General features: G+C 72.9%; 22 protein-coding genes and 3 pseudogenes. 20 read left to right on the top strand and 5 right to left on the bottom strand.

Annotated elements, in window-relative coordinates; translation table 11 throughout:
* The 13 genes and pseudogenes from KYY02_RS08985 to KYY02_RS08925 all read left to right on the top strand — a co-directional run.
* Window positions 1-228: pseudogene (locus KYY02_RS08985) on the top strand (NAD(P)/FAD-dependent oxidoreductase); the annotation flags it as partial.
* Complete coding sequence (locus KYY02_RS08980; protein WP_371237109.1) at window positions 225-2072, top strand: transketolase; 1848 nt, start codon at window positions 225-227, stop codon at window positions 2070-2072. The pseudogene KYY02_RS08985 and the gene KYY02_RS08980, both read left to right, overlap by 4 nt.
* Window positions 2069-3031: a non-homologous end-joining DNA ligase gene (gene ligD / locus KYY02_RS08975; protein ID WP_371237108.1), complete on the top strand. Its 963-nt coding sequence runs from the start codon at window positions 2069-2071 to the stop codon at window positions 3029-3031. Before KYY02_RS08980 ends, ligD begins: the two co-directional genes overlap by 4 nt.
* A gap of 108 nt (window positions 3032-3139) precedes the next feature.
* Window positions 3140-3493: a gas vesicle protein GvpO gene (locus KYY02_RS08970; RefSeq protein ID WP_371237107.1), complete on the top strand. Its 354-nt coding sequence runs from the start codon at window positions 3140-3142 to the stop codon at window positions 3491-3493.
* Between the two features lie 52 nt (window positions 3494-3545).
* Window positions 3546-3980 (top strand): gas vesicle structural protein GvpA, encoded by a 435-nt coding sequence (locus tag KYY02_RS08965; protein WP_371237105.1) that lies wholly within the window; start codon window positions 3546-3548, stop codon window positions 3978-3980.
* A complete protein-coding gene (locus KYY02_RS08960) occupies window positions 3977-4750 on the top strand; it encodes a GvpL/GvpF family gas vesicle protein (RefSeq protein ID WP_371237103.1) in 774 nt (257 codons plus the stop codon). Before KYY02_RS08965 ends, KYY02_RS08960 begins: the two co-directional genes overlap by 4 nt.
* A 4-nt stretch (window positions 4751-4754) precedes the next feature.
* Window positions 4755-5021 carry a gas vesicle protein GvpG gene (locus KYY02_RS08955; RefSeq protein WP_371237101.1) on the top strand — a complete coding sequence of 89 codons (267 nt, stop codon included), beginning with the start codon at window positions 4755-4757 and terminating at the stop codon, window positions 5019-5021.
* A complete protein-coding gene (locus KYY02_RS08950; protein ID WP_371237099.1) occupies window positions 5018-5584 on the top strand; it encodes a DNA primase in 567 nt (188 codons plus the stop codon). The genes KYY02_RS08955 and KYY02_RS08950 overlap by 4 nt, the downstream gene beginning before the upstream one ends.
* Window positions 5584-6720: pseudogene (locus tag KYY02_RS08945) on the top strand (SRPBCC family protein); the annotation flags it as partial. The gene KYY02_RS08950 and the pseudogene KYY02_RS08945, both read left to right, overlap by 1 nt.
* A gap of 132 nt (window positions 6721-6852) precedes the next feature.
* Window positions 6853-7194 carry a gas vesicle protein gene (locus KYY02_RS08940; protein ID WP_371237122.1) on the top strand — a complete coding sequence of 114 codons (342 nt, stop codon included), beginning with the start codon at window positions 6853-6855 and terminating at the stop codon, window positions 7192-7194.
* A complete protein-coding gene (locus tag KYY02_RS08935; protein ID WP_371237098.1) occupies window positions 7191-7967 on the top strand; it encodes a GvpL/GvpF family gas vesicle protein in 777 nt (258 codons plus the stop codon). The genes KYY02_RS08940 and KYY02_RS08935 overlap by 4 nt, the downstream gene beginning before the upstream one ends.
* On the top strand, window positions 7964-8152 hold the full coding sequence (locus KYY02_RS08930; RefSeq protein ID WP_371237096.1) for a gas vesicle protein: 189 nt from the start codon (window positions 7964-7966) through the stop codon (window positions 8150-8152). The genes KYY02_RS08935 and KYY02_RS08930 overlap by 4 nt, the downstream gene beginning before the upstream one ends.
* On the top strand, window positions 8149-8472 hold the full coding sequence (locus tag KYY02_RS08925; protein ID WP_371237094.1) for a gas vesicle protein K: 324 nt from the start codon (window positions 8149-8151) through the stop codon (window positions 8470-8472). The genes KYY02_RS08930 and KYY02_RS08925 overlap by 4 nt, the downstream gene beginning before the upstream one ends.
* 43 nt (window positions 8473-8515) lie before the next feature.
* Here the strand turns inward: KYY02_RS08925 and KYY02_RS08920 are convergent, their stop codons facing one another.
* Window positions 8516-9355 carry a methyltransferase domain-containing protein gene (locus KYY02_RS08920; protein WP_371237092.1) on the bottom strand — a complete coding sequence of 280 codons (840 nt, stop codon included), beginning with the start codon at window positions 9353-9355 and terminating at the stop codon, window positions 8516-8518.
* Window positions 9356-9498: 143 nt separating this feature from the next.
* Here KYY02_RS08920 and KYY02_RS08915 point away from each other — a divergent pair, with 143 nt between their 5' ends.
* A complete protein-coding gene (locus KYY02_RS08915) occupies window positions 9499-11118 on the top strand; it encodes an ABC-F family ATP-binding cassette domain-containing protein (protein ID WP_371237091.1) in 1620 nt (539 codons plus the stop codon).
* A gap of 15 nt (window positions 11119-11133) precedes the next feature.
* Here the strand turns inward: KYY02_RS08915 and KYY02_RS33905 are convergent.
* Window positions 11134-11433, bottom strand: a pseudogene (locus tag KYY02_RS33905) (baeRF2 domain-containing protein); the annotation flags it as partial.
* 286 nt (window positions 11434-11719) lie between these two features.
* Between KYY02_RS33905 and KYY02_RS08905 the strand changes: the two are divergent.
* Entirely contained in the window at window positions 11720-12007 is a 288-nt protein-coding gene (locus tag KYY02_RS08905; RefSeq protein WP_371237090.1) for a DUF6158 family protein, read from the top strand.
* 12 nt (window positions 12008-12019) lie between these two features.
* Here the strand turns inward: KYY02_RS08905 and KYY02_RS08900 are convergent, their stop codons facing one another.
* The 3 genes from KYY02_RS08900 to KYY02_RS08890 all read right to left on the bottom strand — a co-directional run bounded on the left by KYY02_RS08900 (window position 12020) and on the right by KYY02_RS08890 (window position 13460).
* The gene (locus KYY02_RS08900; protein ID WP_371237089.1) at window positions 12020-12565 is read right to left on the bottom strand and encodes a type 1 glutamine amidotransferase domain-containing protein; all 546 of its coding nucleotides are present in this window, start codon (window positions 12563-12565) and stop codon (window positions 12020-12022) included.
* Between the two features lie 21 nt (window positions 12566-12586).
* The gene (locus KYY02_RS08895; RefSeq protein WP_371237087.1) at window positions 12587-12805 is read right to left on the bottom strand and encodes a CBS domain-containing protein; all 219 of its coding nucleotides are present in this window, start codon (window positions 12803-12805) and stop codon (window positions 12587-12589) included.
* 262 nt (window positions 12806-13067) lie between these two features.
* The gene (locus KYY02_RS08890) at window positions 13068-13460 is read right to left on the bottom strand and encodes a DUF2795 domain-containing protein (protein WP_371237086.1); all 393 of its coding nucleotides are present in this window, start codon (window positions 13458-13460) and stop codon (window positions 13068-13070) included.
* Window positions 13461-13611: 151 nt separating this feature from the next.
* Here KYY02_RS08890 and KYY02_RS08885 point away from each other — a divergent pair, with 151 nt between their 5' ends.
* The 5 genes from KYY02_RS08885 (at window position 13612) to KYY02_RS08865 (ending at window position 17978) form a co-directional block, all read left to right on the top strand.
* A complete protein-coding gene (locus tag KYY02_RS08885) occupies window positions 13612-13752 on the top strand; it encodes a hypothetical protein (protein WP_371237085.1) in 141 nt (46 codons plus the stop codon).
* 152 nt (window positions 13753-13904) lie between these two features.
* Window positions 13905-14702, top strand: a complete 798-nt coding sequence (locus KYY02_RS08880) for an RNA polymerase sigma factor SigF (protein ID WP_371237083.1) — start codon at window positions 13905-13907, stop codon at window positions 14700-14702.
* A gap of 138 nt (window positions 14703-14840) precedes the next feature.
* The gene (locus KYY02_RS08875) at window positions 14841-15506 is read left to right on the top strand and encodes a hypothetical protein (RefSeq protein ID WP_371237082.1); all 666 of its coding nucleotides are present in this window, start codon (window positions 14841-14843) and stop codon (window positions 15504-15506) included.
* A 145-nt stretch (window positions 15507-15651) separates the two neighbouring features.
* The gene (locus tag KYY02_RS08870; RefSeq protein WP_371237081.1) at window positions 15652-16899 is read left to right on the top strand and encodes an aminotransferase class I/II-fold pyridoxal phosphate-dependent enzyme; all 1248 of its coding nucleotides are present in this window, start codon (window positions 15652-15654) and stop codon (window positions 16897-16899) included.
* The gene (locus KYY02_RS08865; protein ID WP_371237079.1) at window positions 16896-17978 is read left to right on the top strand and encodes an MBL fold metallo-hydrolase; all 1083 of its coding nucleotides are present in this window, start codon (window positions 16896-16898) and stop codon (window positions 17976-17978) included. The genes KYY02_RS08870 and KYY02_RS08865 overlap by 4 nt, the downstream gene beginning before the upstream one ends.
* Window positions 17979-17991: the final 13 nt, after the last annotated feature.

The following is a 17991-nucleotide window of genomic DNA, read 5'->3' as shown; positions in this document are numbered from 1 at the left end:
GGTGAGCCGGGGAGGAATCAGCCGGGTGGTGAGCCGGCGAGGAACCAGCCCGGTGGTGAGCCGGCGAGGAACCAGCCCGGTGGTGAGCCGGCGAAGAATCAGCCGGGTGGTGAGCCGACCGGGGGCCGGCCGGCCGTCGCCGTGCCCCCGGACCAGCCGCCGCCCGGTACCGGCGTCGCGCCCGGCCCCGTCAAGCGAATCGACCGTCCCACCGAAGGAGACTCATGAACACCGGCGAACTCGTCGAGATCGGACAGCAGCTGAGGGTGGACAGCATCCGCGCCGCGGCCGCTGCGAGCTCCGGGCACCCCACGTCGTCGATGTCCGCGGCGGACCTGATGGCCGTGCTGTTCGCCCGTCACTTCCGTTACGACTTCGACCGCCCCGACCACCCGGCCAACGACCGCTTCGTTCTCTCCAAGGGGCACGCCTCGCCCTTGATGTACGCCACCTACAAGGCGGTCGGCGCCATCGACGACGAGGAACTGCTCACCTTCCGCGAGAACGGCAGCCGCCTCGAAGGACACCCCACCCCACGCCGGCTGCCCTGGGTCGAGACGGCCACCGGCTCCCTCGGTCAGGGCCTCCCGGTCGGTGTCGGCATCGCGTTGGCCGGGAAGCGATCGGCCCACGACGACCACCGCGTGTGGGTGCTGTGCGGTGACAGCGAACTGGCCGAGGGCTCCATCTGGGAGGCGGCCGAGCAGGCCGCCCACGAGCACTTGGACAACCTCACGGCGATCGTGGACGTCAACCGGCTCGGGCAGCGCGGCCCCACCCGGCACGGCCACGACCTGGACGCCTACGCCCGCCGCTTCCAGGCCTTCGGCTGGCACACCGTCGAAGTGGACGGCCACGACGTGGACGCCGTCGACCGCGCCTACGGCGAGGCCCTGTCCACCAGGGGCCAGCCCACCGCGATCCTCGCCCGCACCCTCAAGGGCAAGGGCGTCGAGGCGGTCCAGGACCGCGAGGGCCTGCACGGCAAGCCGCTGCCCGAGGCCGATGAGGCCATCGCCGAACTCGGAGGCCTCCGCGACCTGCGCATCCGGGTGGCGCAGCCGGCCGCCGACGGGACGCCGCCCGTCCCGCACACCGGTCGCCTGGAACTGCCCCGCTGGGACAAGGGCGAGGAGGTGGCCACCCGGAACGCCTTCGGCGAGGCGCTGACCGCCCTCGGCGCCGCACGTGGCGACGTCGTCGTCCTCGACGGGGAGGTCGGCGACTCCACCCGTGCGGAGGCCTTCGCCAAGGAACACCCCGAGCGCTACTTCGAGTGCTACATCGCCGAGCAGCAGATGGTCGCCGCGGCGGTCGGCATGGCGACCCGCGGCCGGGTGCCGTACGCCGCCACCTTCGCGGCCTTCCTCACCCGCGCCCACGACTTCATCCGCATGGCGTCGGTCAGCGGCTCCGGGATCAACCTCGTCGGCTCGCACGCGGGCGTCGCCATCGGGCAGGACGGTCCCAGCCAGATGGGCCTGGAGGACCTGGCGATGATGCGGGCGGTGCACGGCTCGACCGTGCTGTACCCGTGCGACGCCAACCAGACCGCACGGCTGGTCGCCGCGATGGCCGACCTCGACGGCATCCGTTACCTGCGCACCTCGCGCGGTGCGAGCCCGGTGATCTACGGCCCCGACGAGGAGTTCCCGGTCGGCGGCAGCAAGGTGCTGCGCTCCTCCGGCAGCGACCGGCTCACCCTCGTGGCGGCGGGCGTCACCGTGCCCGAGGCGCTGGCCGCCGCGGAGGCCCTGGCGGGGGAGGACATCGCCGTACGGGTGATCGACCTGTACTCGGTGAAGCCGGTCGACCGGGAGACGCTGCGCACGGCCGCCGAGGAGACCGGCTGCCTGATGACGGTGGAGGACCACCACCCGGAGGGCGGCCTCGGGGACGCGGTCGCGGAGGCCTTCGCCGACGGGCGCCCGGTACCGCGCCTGGTGCGGCTGGGCGTGCGCACCATGCCGGGGTCGGCCTCCCCGGACGAGCAGCTGCACGCCGCCGGCATCGACGCCGAGTCGATCGCGGCGGCCGCCCGGCTGCTGGTGGGGGAGGCGATCGTGCCGTGAGCGACGACGGGCCGCGCACCGTACGGGCCGGCCGTCGCCGGGTGGAGATCCACCGGCCGGGGAAGGTGCTCTTCCCCGGCGACGGGGACACCGGGGAGTACACCAAGGGCGATCTCGTCGACTACCACCGGGCCGTCGCCCCGTTCATGCTGCCGCACCTGAGGGGCCGCCCGCTGATGCTGGACCGGCGCCCGGACGGCATCGACGGCCCGGCGTTCATGCAGAAGAACACCCCGGACGGCTACCCGGACTGGATCGCCCGGGCCGAGGTCGCCAAGGAGGGCGGCACCGTCACGCACACCGTGTGCAACGACATCGCCACCCTCCTCCACCTCGTCGACCAGGCCGGCATCACCCTGCACCGCTGGTTGTCCCGCATCGACCTCCCCCGCTCCCGGCTTCGCTCGGGCGGGGGGACCCCCGCACGCCGGCCGGACCGGCTGGTCTTCGATCTCGACCCCTCCGGCGACGACTTCGAGACGGTGCGGGAGGCCGCCCGGCTGCTGGGTGAGCTGCTCGACGAGCTGGAACTGCCCTCGGCGCTGATGACCACCGGCTCCCGGGGCCTGCATGTGATCGTGCCGCTGACCGGCGACCACGACTTCGACGACGTACGCGCCTTCGCCCGCGAGGTCGCCGACACCCTCGCCGCCGCCCACCCCGACCGGCTCACCACCGCCGCCCGCAAGAAGGACCGCGGCGACCGGCTCTACCTCGACGTGCAGCGCAACGCCTACGCGCAGACCGCGGTGGCCCCCTGTACCGTCCGCGCCCTGCCCGGCGCCCCCGTCGCCACGCCCGTCTCCTGGGACCAACTGGACGATCCGGACCTGCACGCCCGCCGCTGGACCGTCGCCGACGCCGTCGAGCAGGTCCGCACCGACCCGTGGTCGGACCTGCCGCGCCGGGGACGCGCCCTGGGGCCCGCCCGCCGCCGACTGGCCGCCCTGCGGGGCTGAACGGCGCTCGCACCCCTCCGGCCGGGCACGAGGTCCGGCCGCGGGGATCGGCCGGGTGCACTGAGGTTTGGTGGACACACTTGCGGCCACACGAAGGGGGAGGTGGACATGTCGAACACGAAGAACACCGAAGAATCACAGGATTCACAGGAAACCCACAAACCGACGGAGAGCAGCGGGAGCGCCAAACGGCCGGGTCCGATGGAGGTGCTGCGCCAGGCGCGCGGCCAGCTCGCGGAACTCACCGGAATGGAAGCCGAGTCCGTGTCGTCCTTCGAGCGGACGGAGGAGGGCTGGGCGCTCGAGGTCGAGGTCCTCGAACTCGAGCGGGTACCCGACACGATGAGCCTGATGGCGAGTTACCAGGTCGAGCTGGACCAGGACGGGCAGCTCACCGGCTACCGGCGGGTCCGCCGCTACGAGCGGGGACGCGCCGACGCGCGCAGGTCCGGCGGCCACTAGGCCGCCCGGCCGGACCCGCATGCACACCCACAGACAAGGAGGGACAGTCGGAATGACAGTCGTACCGGCACAACAGACCGGTGGTGGAGGCGGCAGCAGCGGCCTCTACGACGTGCTTGAGCTCGTCCTGGACAGGGGGCTCGTCATCGACGCCTTCGTGCGCGTGTCCCTGGTCGGCATTGAGATCCTCAAGATTGACGTCCGTGTCGTCGTCGCGAGCGTCGACACCTACCTCCGCTTCGCCGAGGCGTGCAACCGCCTCGACCTGGAGGCCGGGCCCCGTAAGAGCCCGGGGCTTCCCGAAATCGTCGGAGAGGTCACCGAGTCCGGCGCCCGCGGCAAGTCCAAGGGGGCGCTGTCCGGCGCCGCCGACACCATCTCCGACGCCTTCAAGCAGGCGCGTGAAGGCGGATCCGAGCGCGAGACCGAGTCGCGTCCGCGCGCCCGCAAGAGCACCGCCGCCCGCCGTAAGGAGGAGCAGGAGTGAGCACGTACGTCTACGGCATCACGGCGGCGTCGCACCCCTCCCTGCCCGAGGGCATGGGCGGCGTCGGAGATCCGTCGCGCCCGGTCCGCATTCTGCGGGCGGGAGAACTGGCGGCCGTCGTCAGCGACGCGCCCGAGGGGCTGCGTCCCAAGCGCAGGGAACTGCTCGCCCACCAGAACGTGCTCAGCGAGATCGGTGCGGCCGGGTGCGTGCTGCCCATGCGCTTCGGGAGTGTCGCCCCGGACGACGGCTCCGTCACCGGGGTCCTCACCGAGCGCGCCGAGCACTACCTGGAGCGACTGCGCGCACTGGACGGCCGGGTCGAGTACAACGTCAAGGCCAACCACGTCGAGGACGCCGTCCTGCACCACGTGATGGCCGGAAACCCGGAGATCCGCGCTCTCGCGGAGGCCAACCGCCAGTCCGGTGGCGGCAGTTACGAGGACAAGATCCGGCTCGGCGAGATGGTCGCCGCGGCGGTCAAGGCCAAGGAGTCCGAGGACGGCGCCGCGCTGGAGCACGCGCTGGAAGGAGTGGCCGACGCCGTGAGCGTGGGCCCCGAGTCCACGGGCTGGCTCGCCAACGTCTCCTACCTGGTGAGGCGGGAGACCGCGGAGGAGTTCCTGTCCGCGGTGGAGCAGGTCCGCAAGGACATGCCCCACCTCGAGGTGCGTCTGAACGGTCCGCTGCCGCCGTACAGCTTCGTCGAGCCCGGCCCGGCCGAGCCGGCGGGCACCGCGGCCGGCGGAACGGACGCCGAAGCGGGGTGAGGACATGGGCCTGGTCTCGGAGGTGCTGCTGCTGCCGTTCGCGCCGGTACGCGGCAGCGGCTGGGCCATCAGGCAGGTGCTGAAGGAAGCGGAACGCATCTACTACGACCCCGCCACGATACGCGCCGAACTGGCTCGACTGGAGGAGCAGTTGGAAGCCGGAGAGATCAGTGAGGAGGAGTTCGACCGTCAGGAGGACGAACTCCTCGACCGGCTGGAGACCGCGACGGGCACGGGCACGGGTGCGGGGGATGGGACGGCAGGACAGTGAATCGAACGGGACTGGGCCTCGCGATCGGGGCCGGATACCTCCTCGGACGGACCAAGAAGCTGAAGATGGCGCTCGCCGTCGGCGGCTTGGTGGCGGGCAAGAAGCTGAACCTCAGCCCGCGCATGGTCGCCGACCTGGTGTCCCAGCAACTGCGGGACAATCCGCAGTTCAAGGAGATCGGCGACCAGCTCCGCGGTGAGCTGCGCGGCGTCGGCAAGGCCGCCTCCGGCGCGCTGGTCGAGCGGCAGCTCGACTCCCTCGCCAACCGGCTGCACGGCCGTACCGCCGGTATGCGCGACCGGCTGGCGGGTGGTGGTCCGGGGGACGACGCCGACGAGGAGCACGTCGAGGACGCCGGGGCGGAGGACCGGGAGGCACCGGACGAGGGTGAGCCGGCCTCCGAGCGGCCGGCCAGGAAGGCGGCGGCCAGGAAGGCGCCGGGGAAGAAGGCGGCCTCCGCGAAGAGGGCGGCGGCGAAGAGGACGGCCCCCGTGAGGAAGACGGCGGCGAAGGGGTCCGCCGCGGCGTCCCGCTCCCGCACCACGAAGGGGGGCGGTGAGTGATGACCGAGACCCTCGGACGGGCCGGCTCCGCCGCACGGAACGGTGCGTCGAAGAACCCGCTCGCCGACGTGGCCCACAGTGAGGCCGCCGACCGGCTCAAGGCCGAGCTGCAGGACTACCTGGCGGCCCAGGCCACCCGGCTGCTGACCGGCCTCGGCCACAAGCTCGGCGAGACCACGAACAAGCTCAACGACATCGCCGAGGGCAACAGCCCGGGCTTCGCCAAGCTCGCCCTCGACGGCGGCCGCAAGATCGCGGAGGGCAAGGGCCCCCTGCGCGGCGCCGTCGAGATCGGCGCCTCACGGGCCAAGGACAACGTGATGGGCGTGCTGAAGGGCCTGGGCGGCGGCAAGGGCAAGGGCAGGCGCAAGAGTTCCGCGGGCCGGAAGCCCACCGTCATCATGGAGTACGTCGATGTCGGGGTTCCGCTGCGCACGGCGTACGACCAGTGGACCCAGTACCAGGACTTCAGCACCTTCGCCAAGGGCGTCAAGAGCGCCGACAAGTCCGACGACACCACGTCGGACTGGCAGGCGAAGATCTGGTGGTCCAACCGCAGCTGGCAGGCGAAGACCACCGAGCAGGTCCCCGACGACCGCATCGCCTGGTCCTCGGAGGGTGCCAAGGGCACGACGAGGGGCGTCGTCTCCTTCCACCGCCTCGCCGACAACCTCACCCGGGTCCTGCTGGTCATCGAGTACTACCCCTCGGGCCTCTTCGAGAAGACGGGCAACATCTGGCGTGCCCAGGGCCGCCGCGCCCGGCTCGACCTGAAGCACTTCGCCCGTTTCATCACCATCAAGGGCGAGGCCCAGGACAGCTGGCGGGGCGAGATCCGCGACGGCGAGGTCGTCCGCAGCCACGAGGACGCCCTTGCCGAGGAGAGGAACGAAGGCCCTTCCGAGGAGGGGAGCGGGGCCTCCTCGGACGAGTACGACGAGGAGCCCGAGGACGGGTACGAGGACGAAGCCGGGGGGGAGTACGAGCCGGAGGACGAAGCCGACGCGGAAGCCGAGGGGGAGTACGGGCCGGAGGACGAGGAGACCGCGGAACCCTCCGGGTCCACGGAACCCTCGGACACCGAGGAAGCCGAGGGGGAGTACGGGCCGGAGGACGAAGCCGGGGGGGGAGTACGGGCCGGAGGACGAGGAGACCGCGGAGCCCTCCGAGATCGAGGAGCCCGAGGACGGGTACGAGGAGCACCAGCACCCGGAGGACGAGTACGAGGACGAGGCCGAGGAAGAGCAGCCTGGAAGCCGGAGTCGCCGATGACGACCCCCAGCCGGCTCCCCGAGCCGCACGGCCAGGGCAGCGGCGCCAATCTCGCCGACATCCTGGAAAGGGTGCTCGACAAGGGCGTCGTGATCGCGGGGGACATCCGCATCAACCTGCTGGACATCGAACTCCTCACCATCAAACTGCGGCTCGTCGTCGCCTCCGTCGACAAGGCGAAGGAGATGGGAATCGACTGGTGGGAGTCCGACCCGGCGTTGTCCTCGCGCGCCCGGCGCGACGAACTGGCCAGGGAGAACGCGGAGTTGCGTGAACGACTGGCCCGGCTTGAGGAACTGGGGCTGGAGCCCCGCCGCGCACATGAGGAGGGTCCGTGACCGGACTGCGGTACGTCTACGCGGTCTGCCGCCCCTACGGCACACCGCTGCAGGCACAACTGACCGGGGTCGGAGGCGATCCGCCCCGGTTGCTGCCCCACCACGGCCTGGTGGCGGTCGTCAGCCATGTGCCCGAGGCGGACTTCGCCGAGGAACCGCTGCGCGCGCACCTGGAGGACCTCGACTGGCTGACCGCGGTCGCCCGCGCCCACCAGGGCGTGATCGACGCGCTCACCACCGTCACGACCCCCCTGCCGCTGCGGCTCGGCACCGTGTTCCGCGACGACAGCGGCGTACGGACCATGATGGAGGAGCGCGAGGAGAGCTTCCTGCGCACCCTGGACCGGCTGGAGGGCAGGGTCGAGTGGGGCGTCAAGGTCTACGTCGAGTCGGACCGGACGTCGGCTTCGGCCGCGCCCGCGCCGAAGCCGACGTCCGGCCGTGACTACCTGCGTCAGCGGCGTATGCGGACGAAGTCGCAGGACGATCTGTGGCAGCGGGCCGAGACGTTCGCGACCCGGCTGCACGAGACCCTTTCCGGGACGGCCGAGGACTCCCGGCTGCACGCACCGCAGAATCCCGCGCTCTCCGGCGCCTCCGGACGCAATGTGCTCAACGCCGCCTATCTGGTGTCCCGCACGAAGTCCGAGGAGTTCGTGGAAGAGGTGGACCGCACCAAGGACGGTGAGCCCGGAATACGGGTCGAACTCACCGGCCCCTGGGCGGCCTACTCGTTCGCCGGTGAGGAAACCGCAGGGGAGGAGGGCCCGTGACCGTCGTCGAACGCCGCGAGATAGCCCTGGTGGACCTGCTCGACCGGCTCCTGGCCGGAGGGGTCGTCATCAAGGGGGACATCACGCTGCGCATCGCGGACGTCGACCTGGTCCGCATCGACCTCAACGCGCTCATCAGCTCGGTGAACGCGCGGGTCCCCTCGCCCTTCGAGGACTCGCCGTGACGGCCGCGCCCGAGGGCGAGCGGCACGTCGAGCCGCACGACAGCCGGCGCAGGAGCCTGGACCTGGAGCCGGACACGGTCGAACGCGACCTGATCAAGCTGGTGCTCACCGTCGTGGAACTGCTGCGCCAGCTCATGGAGCGGCAGGCGGTGCGCCGGTTCGACGAGGGGGACCTGAGCGAGGAGCAGGAGGAGCGGGTCGGTCTCACCCTCATGCTGCTCGAGGACCGCATGGCGGAACTGCGGAACCGCTACGGGCTGCGGCCCGAGGACCTGAACCTGGATCTCGGGCCGCTCGGACCGCTGCTTCCCCGGGACTGAACCCGGGGCCGGCCCCCGGGACCCGGTCCCGGGGGCCTCGCCGTCACCTCGCGGACATGGTCCGGGCTTCCTTGCGGCAGAGGACCTCCCCGTGCAGCACACTGAACCAGCCGTCGTCCCGGTCGCCCCATTCCCGCCACGCCCCGGCCACGTCCCGCAGCTGCTGCCGGGTGGCGTGGCCGCCGTCGACCGCCCGCTCGGCATAGGCCGACGCCACCGTGCGGTCCGCCCACAGGCCGCTCCACCAGGCCCGCTCCCCGGCGGTCGAGAAGGTCCAGGTGCCCGAGGTCGCGGTGACGTCCGTGAAGCCCGCGGCGAGCGCCCAGGACTTCAGTCGCCGCCCGGCGTCCGGCTCACCTCCGTTGGCTCGCGCCACCCGCCGGTAGAGGTCGAGCCAGTCGTCCATGTCCGCCGACGGGGGATACCAGGTCATCGCCGCGTAGTCCGAGTCCCGTACGGCGACGAACCCGCCCGGTCTGGTCACCCGCCGCATCTCGCGCAGCGCCCCCACCGGATCGCCCACGTGCTGAAGCACCTGATGGGCGTGGACCACGCAGAACGTGTCGTCCGGGAAGTCCAGCGCGTGCACGTCCCCCACCGTGAAGTCGGTGTTCGTCAGCCCTCGTTCGTCGGCCACCGTCCGGGCCTGCTCCAGGATCCCCGGCTCCCGGTCGAGACCGGTGACGTGACCGTCGGGGACGAGCCCCGCCAGGTCGGCGGTGATGGTGCCGGGCCCGCACCCGATGTCGAGGATCCGCATGTGGGGATCGAGGAGCCCGAGGAGATACGCCGCCGAGTTCTCGGCGGTCCGCCAGGTGTGCGAGCGCAGCACCGACTCGTGGTGGCCGTGCGTGTAGACGGCGGTCTCCCGTGCTTCCGGCATGACGGACCCACCCCTTCCACTCTCGTAGGAGGACGCCCACGCTACGCTCGCCAGTCGCATGATGAGATGTGTGTCTCGCATTCCGGTACACCCCTGCCGGAAACCGTTTGCCGCCTGCGCCGACCACCCCGCACAATCCCGTCATGGGTCATCTGGAAGCCGCGCACCTCGAGTACCACCTCTCCGACGGGAGGGCGCTGCTGGGCGACGTCTCCTTCCGGGTGGGGGAGGGCGCCGTCGTGGCCCTCGTCGGACCCAACGGCGCGGGCAAGACCACCCTGTTGCGCCTCCTCTCCGGCGAACTGAAGCCGCACGGCGGCTCCGTCACCGTCACCGGCGGCCTCGGTGTCATGCGCCAGTTCGTCGGCTCCGTACGGGACGGGACGACCGTGCGCGACCTGCTGGTGTCCGTGGCGCAGCCCAGGATCCGCGAGGCCGCCCGCGCCGTCGACGCCGCCGAGCACGCGATCATGACGGTCGACGACGAGGCCGCCCAGCTGGCGTACGCGCAGGCCCTCGCCGACTGGGCCGAGGCGCGCGGGTACGAGGCCGAGACGCTGTGGGACATCTGCACCACGGCCGCGCTGGGCGTGCCGTACGAGAAGGCGCAGTGGCGCGAGGTCCGCACCCTCTCCGGGGGCGAACAGAAGCGCCTGGTCCTCGAGGCGCTGCTGCGCGGAACCGACGAGGTGCTGCTGCTCGACGAGCCGGACAACTACCTCGACGTGCCCGGCAAGCGCTGGCTGGAGGAGCGCCTCGCCGAGACCCGCAAGACCGTCCTCTTCGTCTCCCACGACCGGGAGCTCCTCGCCCGCGCAGCCCAGAAGATCGTCTCCCTGGAACCGGGCCCCGCGGGCGCCGACGCATGGGTGCACGGTGGCGGCTTCACCACCTTCCACCAGGCCCGGCGGGAGCGCTTCGCCCGCTTCGAGGAACTGCGCCGCCGCTGGGACGAGAAGCACGCCCAGTTGAAGAAGCTGGTCCTGACGCTGCGTCAGGCTGCCGAGAACAGCCCGGACATGGCATCCCGCTACCGCGCCGCCCAGACCAGGCTGCGCAAGTTCGAGGAGGCGGGACCGCCGCCGGAGCCCCCGCGCGAGCAGGACATCAGGATGCGCCTCAAGGGCGGCCGCACCGGAGTGCGCGCCGTCACCTGCGAGCGGCTCGAACTCACCGGCCTGATGAAACCATTCGACCTGGAGGTCTTCTACGGCGAACGGGTCGCGGTGCTCGGCTCCAACGGATCCGGCAAGTCCCACTTCCTGCGCCTGCTCGCCGGCGACGACGTGGCCCACGCCGGGAACTGGAGACTCGGCGCGCGCGTGCTGCCCGGACACTTCGCACAGACCCACGCCCACCCCGAACTGCTGGGCCGTACCCTCCTGGACATCCTGTGGGCCGAACACTCCCAGGACCGGGGAGCCGCCATGTCGCGCCTGCGCCGGTACGAACTGACCCAGCAGGCCGAGCAGACCTTCGACCGCCTCTCCGGCGGCCAGCAGGCCCGCTTCCAGATCCTGCTCCTGGAACTCCAGGGCGTCACGGCCCTGCTCCTGGACGAGCCCACCGACAACCTCGACCTGGAATCGGCCGAAGCCCTCCAGGAAGGTCTGGAGAGCTTCGAGGGCACGGTCCTCGCCGTCACCCACGACCGCTGGTTCGCCCGCTCCTTCGACCGCTTCCTGGTCTTCGGCAGCGACGGCCACGTCAGGGAGACCCCCGAACCGGTCTGGGACGAACGCCGGGTGGAACGAGCACGCTAGGAGGCATCCGGCGGGTCACTTCCAGCGCAGCAGCGCGCCCGGTCCGCCGGCCGGCGCGTCGTCCCGCGCGCCCGGGGCCGCGGCCACCGACAGCGCGGGCACGTCCGTGGCGACCGCGGACCGGATCAGTGCGTCGTCCGCCCGCGCCGACCAGGAGTTCTGCTCGCCGAGCACCTTCAGCTCCGTACGCCGCACCGCCAGCTGGTCCGGATCCTCACCGATCCACACCTCGCGGTGCGCGTCGGCCGACTCCGGCCGGACCAGCAGCTCGTCGATCCGGTGCTCGCGCGCGGCCTCGACCAGCGCCGGAACAGCGCGCGGCCGTGCGGTTCGCCGGAGTGCCGCAGATCCTCCAGCGCGTGGCGCACTGCCCGGCAGGTCGCCTCGTCCGCCCCCTGGTCGGCCAGTTCACCGGCCGGCGCCTGGGCCTTCAGCCGTCGTTCCCGGGGGGTGTGCTCCGTGTGCCGGGAGGTGTCGACGTAGACGGAGGCCCAGGGGCCGGGGGCGTTCGCAGAGCGGACGCAGGAAAGCGAGTTCCATGGCTCCCTCCCGGTTGCCGTTCGGGTAGTGCCTGTGCCGACCGGGCGGGTACCCGGACCATATGAACGCACACGACGAGCGGGGTACCACGATGACCGGAGTCGAGCCGGACCGCCTGGACGACCAGCAGCTCATGAAGGAGCTGGAGACCATCCACCGCACACGCCACGACACACTGCTGTACGGCTCCAATGACGCGCTGCGCACCCACAACGAGCGGATGGCGCAGCTGGAGGGCGAGTACCTGCGCCGCAACCCGCACCGCCCGGTGGCTCCCGGCCGCACACGCGAAGGCGCCCGGGAACGGGACGCCGCGGACACCGCGACGCCCACGACCCCGGGCACCTGACCGGACTGCGCCCTACGAGGCCGCCTGCGTCCCGAACACCTCGAGGTAGGCCTCGCAGAAGGCCTTGAGGTCGTCCGGCTTGCGGCTGGTGACCAGCTTGTTCGACCCGTGGTCGCACACCTTCACCTGTTCGTCGACCCAGGTGGCGCCGGCGTTGCGGAGGTCCGTGCGCAGGCTGGGCCAGCTGGTCAGCACCCGGCCGCGGACCACGTCGGCCTCGATCAGGGTCCAGGGGGCGTGGCAGATCGCGGCGACCGGCCGGCCCTGTTCGAAGAAGTCCCGCACGAACGCGACGGCCTTGTCGTCCATCCGCAGGAGGTCGGGGTTGGCCACCCCGCCCGGCAGCACCAGCCCGTCGAAGGAGTCCGCCGACGCCTCGCCGACGACCTCCTGCACGGGAAAGGTGTCCGCCTTGTCGAGATGGTTGAACGCCTGGATCTTCCCCGGGCTCGTCGACACGAGCACCGGTTCGTGACCGGCGTCCACGGCCGCCTGCCACGGCTCGGTCAGTTCCACCTGCTCCACGCCCTCGGGTGCGGTCAGGAATGCAATGCGCATGATGTCTCCACGTCCTTTCGTTCAGCTGTTCCCGTCCGGCTGTGCACGGCTGATGCCGGCCGGTGCCGAGCCGGTCTCCCACGCCTCGTCCGGGGCGCCCGGACTCGCCGGTCCGACCGGCGGACCGCCCTCGACCACCAGGGTCCGGCGGATCGCGTGCTCACGCACCAGGGCGGCGGCCGAGGACATCGGATCGTCCGGGGCGAGCGTCAACGGGTCCGGCGCGCACACCGATCCCACGCCCACCCCGGGTGGGGCCGTGCCCCGGGCGACCGACCGCGCGGACCGTGCTGTCGCGGTCGGCGAGTGCGCCGTCCACCCGTCGTCCGTCGGCCACCACCACGTCGCCGACGTCCCGGGTGCACATCGGCCGCGCCGCCTCGACGGTCGAGGTGTCCGGGCACGCGGCGCCCACGCCCGGGCCGTCACGTCCTCGACGGACCCGGCCATGACCGGGGCCCTCCCTCCGGTCCCGGCCGGCGGGGCGCCCCGGACGGACCGGTCACGCGGTCTCCGTCTGCCGGGACCGGGTCAGCGCCTCGGCCAGTTCCTGGACGCTGCCGTAGCGGTCCTTGTGCGGCAGCCGCCCCAACGCCTCGATGAGCGCGTCGGGCGCGTACCGCCGGTCCAGGGTGCGCATCAGCTCGCGCGGACCCGCGGGGAACGCCCCGCGGCCCAGGATCCTGGCCAGCTCCAGCCGCACCGACTCCAGTGACGTCGGGCCGCGGCCCGGCGTCACCGGGCCGCGCGCGACCTCGGGGTCGTCGTCGGCGAACGGCTCCGGGTCGTGCCACTCCTCGGTACGGGTGGGGTGCCCGGACCGCAGCAGACCCTGCAGTTCGTGCTTCATCTCGTCGTCGCGGTGGACGCTGAGCCGGTCGCTGCCTCGCTGCATGTCTCCCTCCAGGTCCTTCGGGATGCGCACCGCGTACCCGAGGAGCGGAGGGCGACACAGGGGTTCGGGCGCCGGATCGTCACGGCCCGGGGTTTGGCCGCCGGAGGGCGGGAGACCCGCACCCTCACGCGCCTCCCGGAAAGGACAGGCCATGGCGGTGCTCGCCGTGCTCATCCCGTCCCTCATGCTCGGCGTGATCCTGATGCTGGGCCGCTACGAGGATCTCGTGCTGCCGCCCGCACCACCCGAGGCCGATCCGCCCGAAGCCCGGCTGGGGAGTTTGGGGCGGTGAAGCGGGGGCAGGCGCAGGTCCAGTGCTTCGGACAGGAGGCACGTCCGTGGAGGCGGCCCCGCGCCGCTCCGGGCCTGCCCGTCCTCCGACCGGTGCGCTCGCCACGGTGACCGTCCGTCCCCGAGCACCCCCTGAGGGAGCTGCGAGGCACCATGCCGACCCGAGCGACCGCGAAACACCCGCACGACGACGCCCCCGACACCGCGGGCGCCTTCCGCAGGCTCGCCGCACTGCCCCCCGGTCCGGAGCGGGACGCGCTCCGTGACGAGATCGTCGAGGCCTGGCTGCCCATGGCCGGCCGCCTCGCCGGACGCTTCCGCAGCCGCGGCGAGAGCTTCGACGACCTGTACCAGGTCGCCGCGCTCGGCCTGGTCAAGGCCGTCGACCGGTACGACCCCGAGCTCGGCAACGCGTTCGAGAGCTACGCCGTGCCGACCGTCACCGGCGAGATCAAGCGCCACTTCCGCGACCACATGTGGACCCTGCACGTGCCGCGCCGGGTCCAGGAGCTGCGCAACCGCGTCCGGCACGCCTCCCAGGAGCTGTCCCAGACCACCTCCGGCCGTCGGCCGACCGTGGCCGAGATCGCCGAGCACGCCGATCTGAGCGAGGAGGAGGTCCGCACCGGGCAGGAGGCGCTGGAGAGCTTCACCGCGCTGTCCCTGGACGCCGAGCTGCCCGGCAGCGACGACGGCTACTCGCTGGGCGACGTGCTCGGCGCGCCCGACCCGGCGCTGGACACCGTGGTCGACCGCGAGGCCGTCAGGGACCGGCTGGCCGCGCTGCCCGAGCGGGAGCGGACCATCCTCTACATGCGGTTCTTCGGTGACATGACGCAGAGCAGCATCGCCGAGGAACTGGGCATCTCGCAGATGCACGTCTCCCGCCTGATCAGCCGCTGCTGCGGCCGGGTGCGGGAGCAGGTCATGCGGGACCACGACGAGGCGTAGCGGCCTCTCACCCGCACGGGCGAGCCCGGTCCCGCCAAATGGTGTCCGGTGGCGAGCGGTGCGGCGGTGACGGGGCTGTGATGGCTGTGGGGCGTGACCGCACGCCGCGCCCCGCCGTCGCTCGAAGGAGCCCGCACCATGCGCCGCACCGTCCGTGCCCTGTCCCTCGCCACCGCCACCGGTGCCACCCTCGCGGCGCTCACGCCGGCCGTGTTCGCGGGAGCCGTTCCGGACGACGGGACCTTTCGGGGCGCCGCCTCCCACGCGCCCTGCCCGGAACCGGAGGAACACGAGTGGGAACCGGACGCCCTCGACCCCGCCGGCCCGGAGGCGGTCGTCCCGAGGAGCACGGCCCTGGAGGGGCCCGACGCCGAACCCGACGCCGAGGACTTCGAAGATCCCGGGGGCCCTGAAGATCCCGAAGGCTTCGAGGCGTATATCCCCGCGCCCGAGGAACCCGAGGAACCCGAGGGCTCCGAGGGTTCCGGGGAGTCCGGGGCTCCTGGGGACCTCAAGGGCTTCGAGGACTCCGGGGGAGGCGACCCCGTCGGACCCGGGGCCGTCGAACCGAAAACCCTGAAGCCCGAGCCCACCGCGTACAGGCCCTCCACCCCCGAATCCGGCGGGTCGGGAGCCACCCCCTGCGCCAGTGCTCCCGTGTACCGGGGAGTCCACGCGGGCGGGGGTGGCGCCTTCACCGACTCCGTGCCCGCGCTGGCCGTCGGCGGACTGCTGATCGCGGGCGCGTTCGCCGCCGCCGCGCACCGGGTGCACCGGGACCGGACCACCCGCACGGACGGCTGACGCCCGATGCCCGCGCCGCGCACGGCGCGACCCGCCCCGGCACCCATGGCGCGCGGCACGCTGGGTACTGACCGGCCCAGGGGAGGTCGTCCGGGGCACGAACGGGCACCACGGCACCGGCACCAGGGACTGCGCGGAGGTAGGGATGCGACGGACGTATCCGGAAGGCCACGGCCCCGTCCGGTTCGGGCCGGTGCTCCCCGAGGACGGGCTTCCCGTCCTGCCCGAGCTGTCCGCCGTACTCGCCGCCGCGGCCTCCCGCGCCGCCGCCGAACCGGTCGGCGGCGGTCGCGCCCTGCTGGACGCCGCCTGCGGCTACGGCGACCGGCGGGGACTGCCCGCCGCCCCCGACCGGGTGGCCGTCGCCCCCGGCGCGCCCGTCCTGCTGGTGGCGCTGACCGCGGCCCTCGGCGGCGACGTCCTGGCGCCCCGGCCCTGTGCAGCCTGGTGGGCCCCCTACGCCCGCCTGCTCGGCCGCCCCGCCTTCCACGTGCCGACTTCGACCGAGAACGGTGGCGTCCCCGACCCGTACGCCCTGCTGGAGACCGTGCGCCGACTGCGGGCCGAGGGTGGCGACCCGCGCCTGCTGGTGCTCTCCGTCGCCGACGACCCCACCGCCGGCGTCACCCCGCCCGAACTGCTGCACGAGACCCTGGAGGCCGCCGTCGCCGAGGGACTCCACCTGGTCAGCGACGAGACCTGGCGCGACACCCTGCACGACCCGCACGGCACCGTGCTGCTCAGTCCCGCCGAGATGATGCCCGACCGGGTCACCGTCGTCACCGACCTGGCCGGCGCCCTGCTTCCGCCGGGCTGGCCGGCGGCGGTGGCCCGCTTCCCGGCGGGCGAGGACGGGAACGCGCTCCACGCGCGCGTGCTCGACGTGCTCACCGCACTCGACGCGCGCGTCGCCGCACCCGTCGCCGCCGCGGCGGCGTACGCGCTGTCCGAGCCCGAACCGGTCATCGCGCGCGTCGCCGACGCCGTACGCCTGCACGCGTGCGTGGCCGCCGCCGCGCACCGCGCCGTCGTCGCCGCGGGCGCCCTCGCCCGGCCCCCCTGCTGCGGCCGGCACCTGTACGTCGACCTCGCCCCCCTGGCCCCCGCGCTCGACGCGCACGGCATCGGCGACGCCCAGGAACTGGAGGACTTCCTCACCATCCGGCTCGGTATGCCCGCACCGGGCGGCCACCGCTTCGGCGACGATCTCGAAGCACCGCGCGTACGGCTGTCCACCGCCCCCCTGCTGGGCGACACCGCCGCACTGCGCGCGGAAGCCCTGGGTTCACCCGCGCCCCTGGAACTGCCGCAGGTGCGAAGCGCGTTGACCCGACTGACAGCGGTCCTCGACGATCTCCGTGACGACGCTCGGCGACGGGAGTCCCCTCGATGACGCAGTGCCCCGAATCGACCGCCGAATCGACCGCCGGAACGGCCGCCCCGGAATCCGGCGCCCCGGAATCCGGCGCCCGGGAGGCCGGCGATCCGGCCGCGGCTCCGTACCCGCCCCTGGCCGCGCCCCGTCCGCTCGCCGAACGGCGGGTGTGGCCCCGTACCTTCCACGACCGGCTGACGTCCCCGCTGCCCGGTCTGAAGGCCCTCGCCCGCTTCGCCCGCGAGGGCGCCGTACGGCCCGCCCCGGACGGTCTCGCCGACATCCCCCGGCTGCCCTGCGCCCCCGGCCCGCTGCCCCGCGTCGACGTCCGTACGGTCGCCGTCACCTGGGCGGGACACGCGAGTTGGGTGCTGCGGATCGGCGGGCTCACGGTGCTCACCGATCCGGTCTGGTCCCGCCGCATCCTCGGCACCCCCGCCCGGATCACCCCCGTCGGCGTTCCCTGGGAGGCCCTGCCGCGCGTGGACGCGGTCGTCATCAGCCACAACCACTACGACCACCTGGACGCCCCCACCCTGCGCCGGCTCCCACGCGACACCCACGTGTTCGTGCCGGCCGGGCTCGCCCCCTGGTTCCACCGCCGCGAGTTCACCCGCGTCACCGAGCTCGACTGGTGGGAGGCCGCCGAACTCGGCGGAGTCCGTTTCGACTTCGTACCGGCCCACCACTGGTCCAAGCGCACCCTCACCGACACCTGCCGCTCCCTGTGGGGCGGCTGGGTGCTCACCGCACCCGACGGACAACGCGTCCACTTCGCCGGCGACACCGGCTACGGCCAGTGGTTCTCCCGCATCGGCCGCCGCTACCCCGGCATCGACCTCGCCCTGCTGCCCATCGGCGCCTACGCCCCCCGCTGGTGGCTGGCCGACGTCCACTGCGACCCGGAGGAGGCGGTACGCGCCGCCCAGGACCTCGGCGCGCGCCACATGGCCCCCATGCACTGGGGCACGTTCGTCCTGTCCGCGGAACCGGTCCTGGAACCGCTCACCCGGGTCCGCGCCGCCTGGGAGAAGGCGGGCCTGCCCCGCGAGCGGCTGTGGGACCTGCCGGTGGGCGGCTCCCGGATCCTGACGTGACCGGGGCCCGCCC

The sequence above is a fragment of the Streptomyces pimonensis genome, from assembly GCF_041380215.1.
Classification (GTDB): Bacteria; Actinomycetota; Actinomycetes; order Streptomycetales; family Streptomycetaceae; genus Streptomyces; species Streptomyces pimonensis.
Note: the sequence above shows the minus strand (reverse complement) of the source record. Positions and strands in the feature narration are given on the sequence as shown.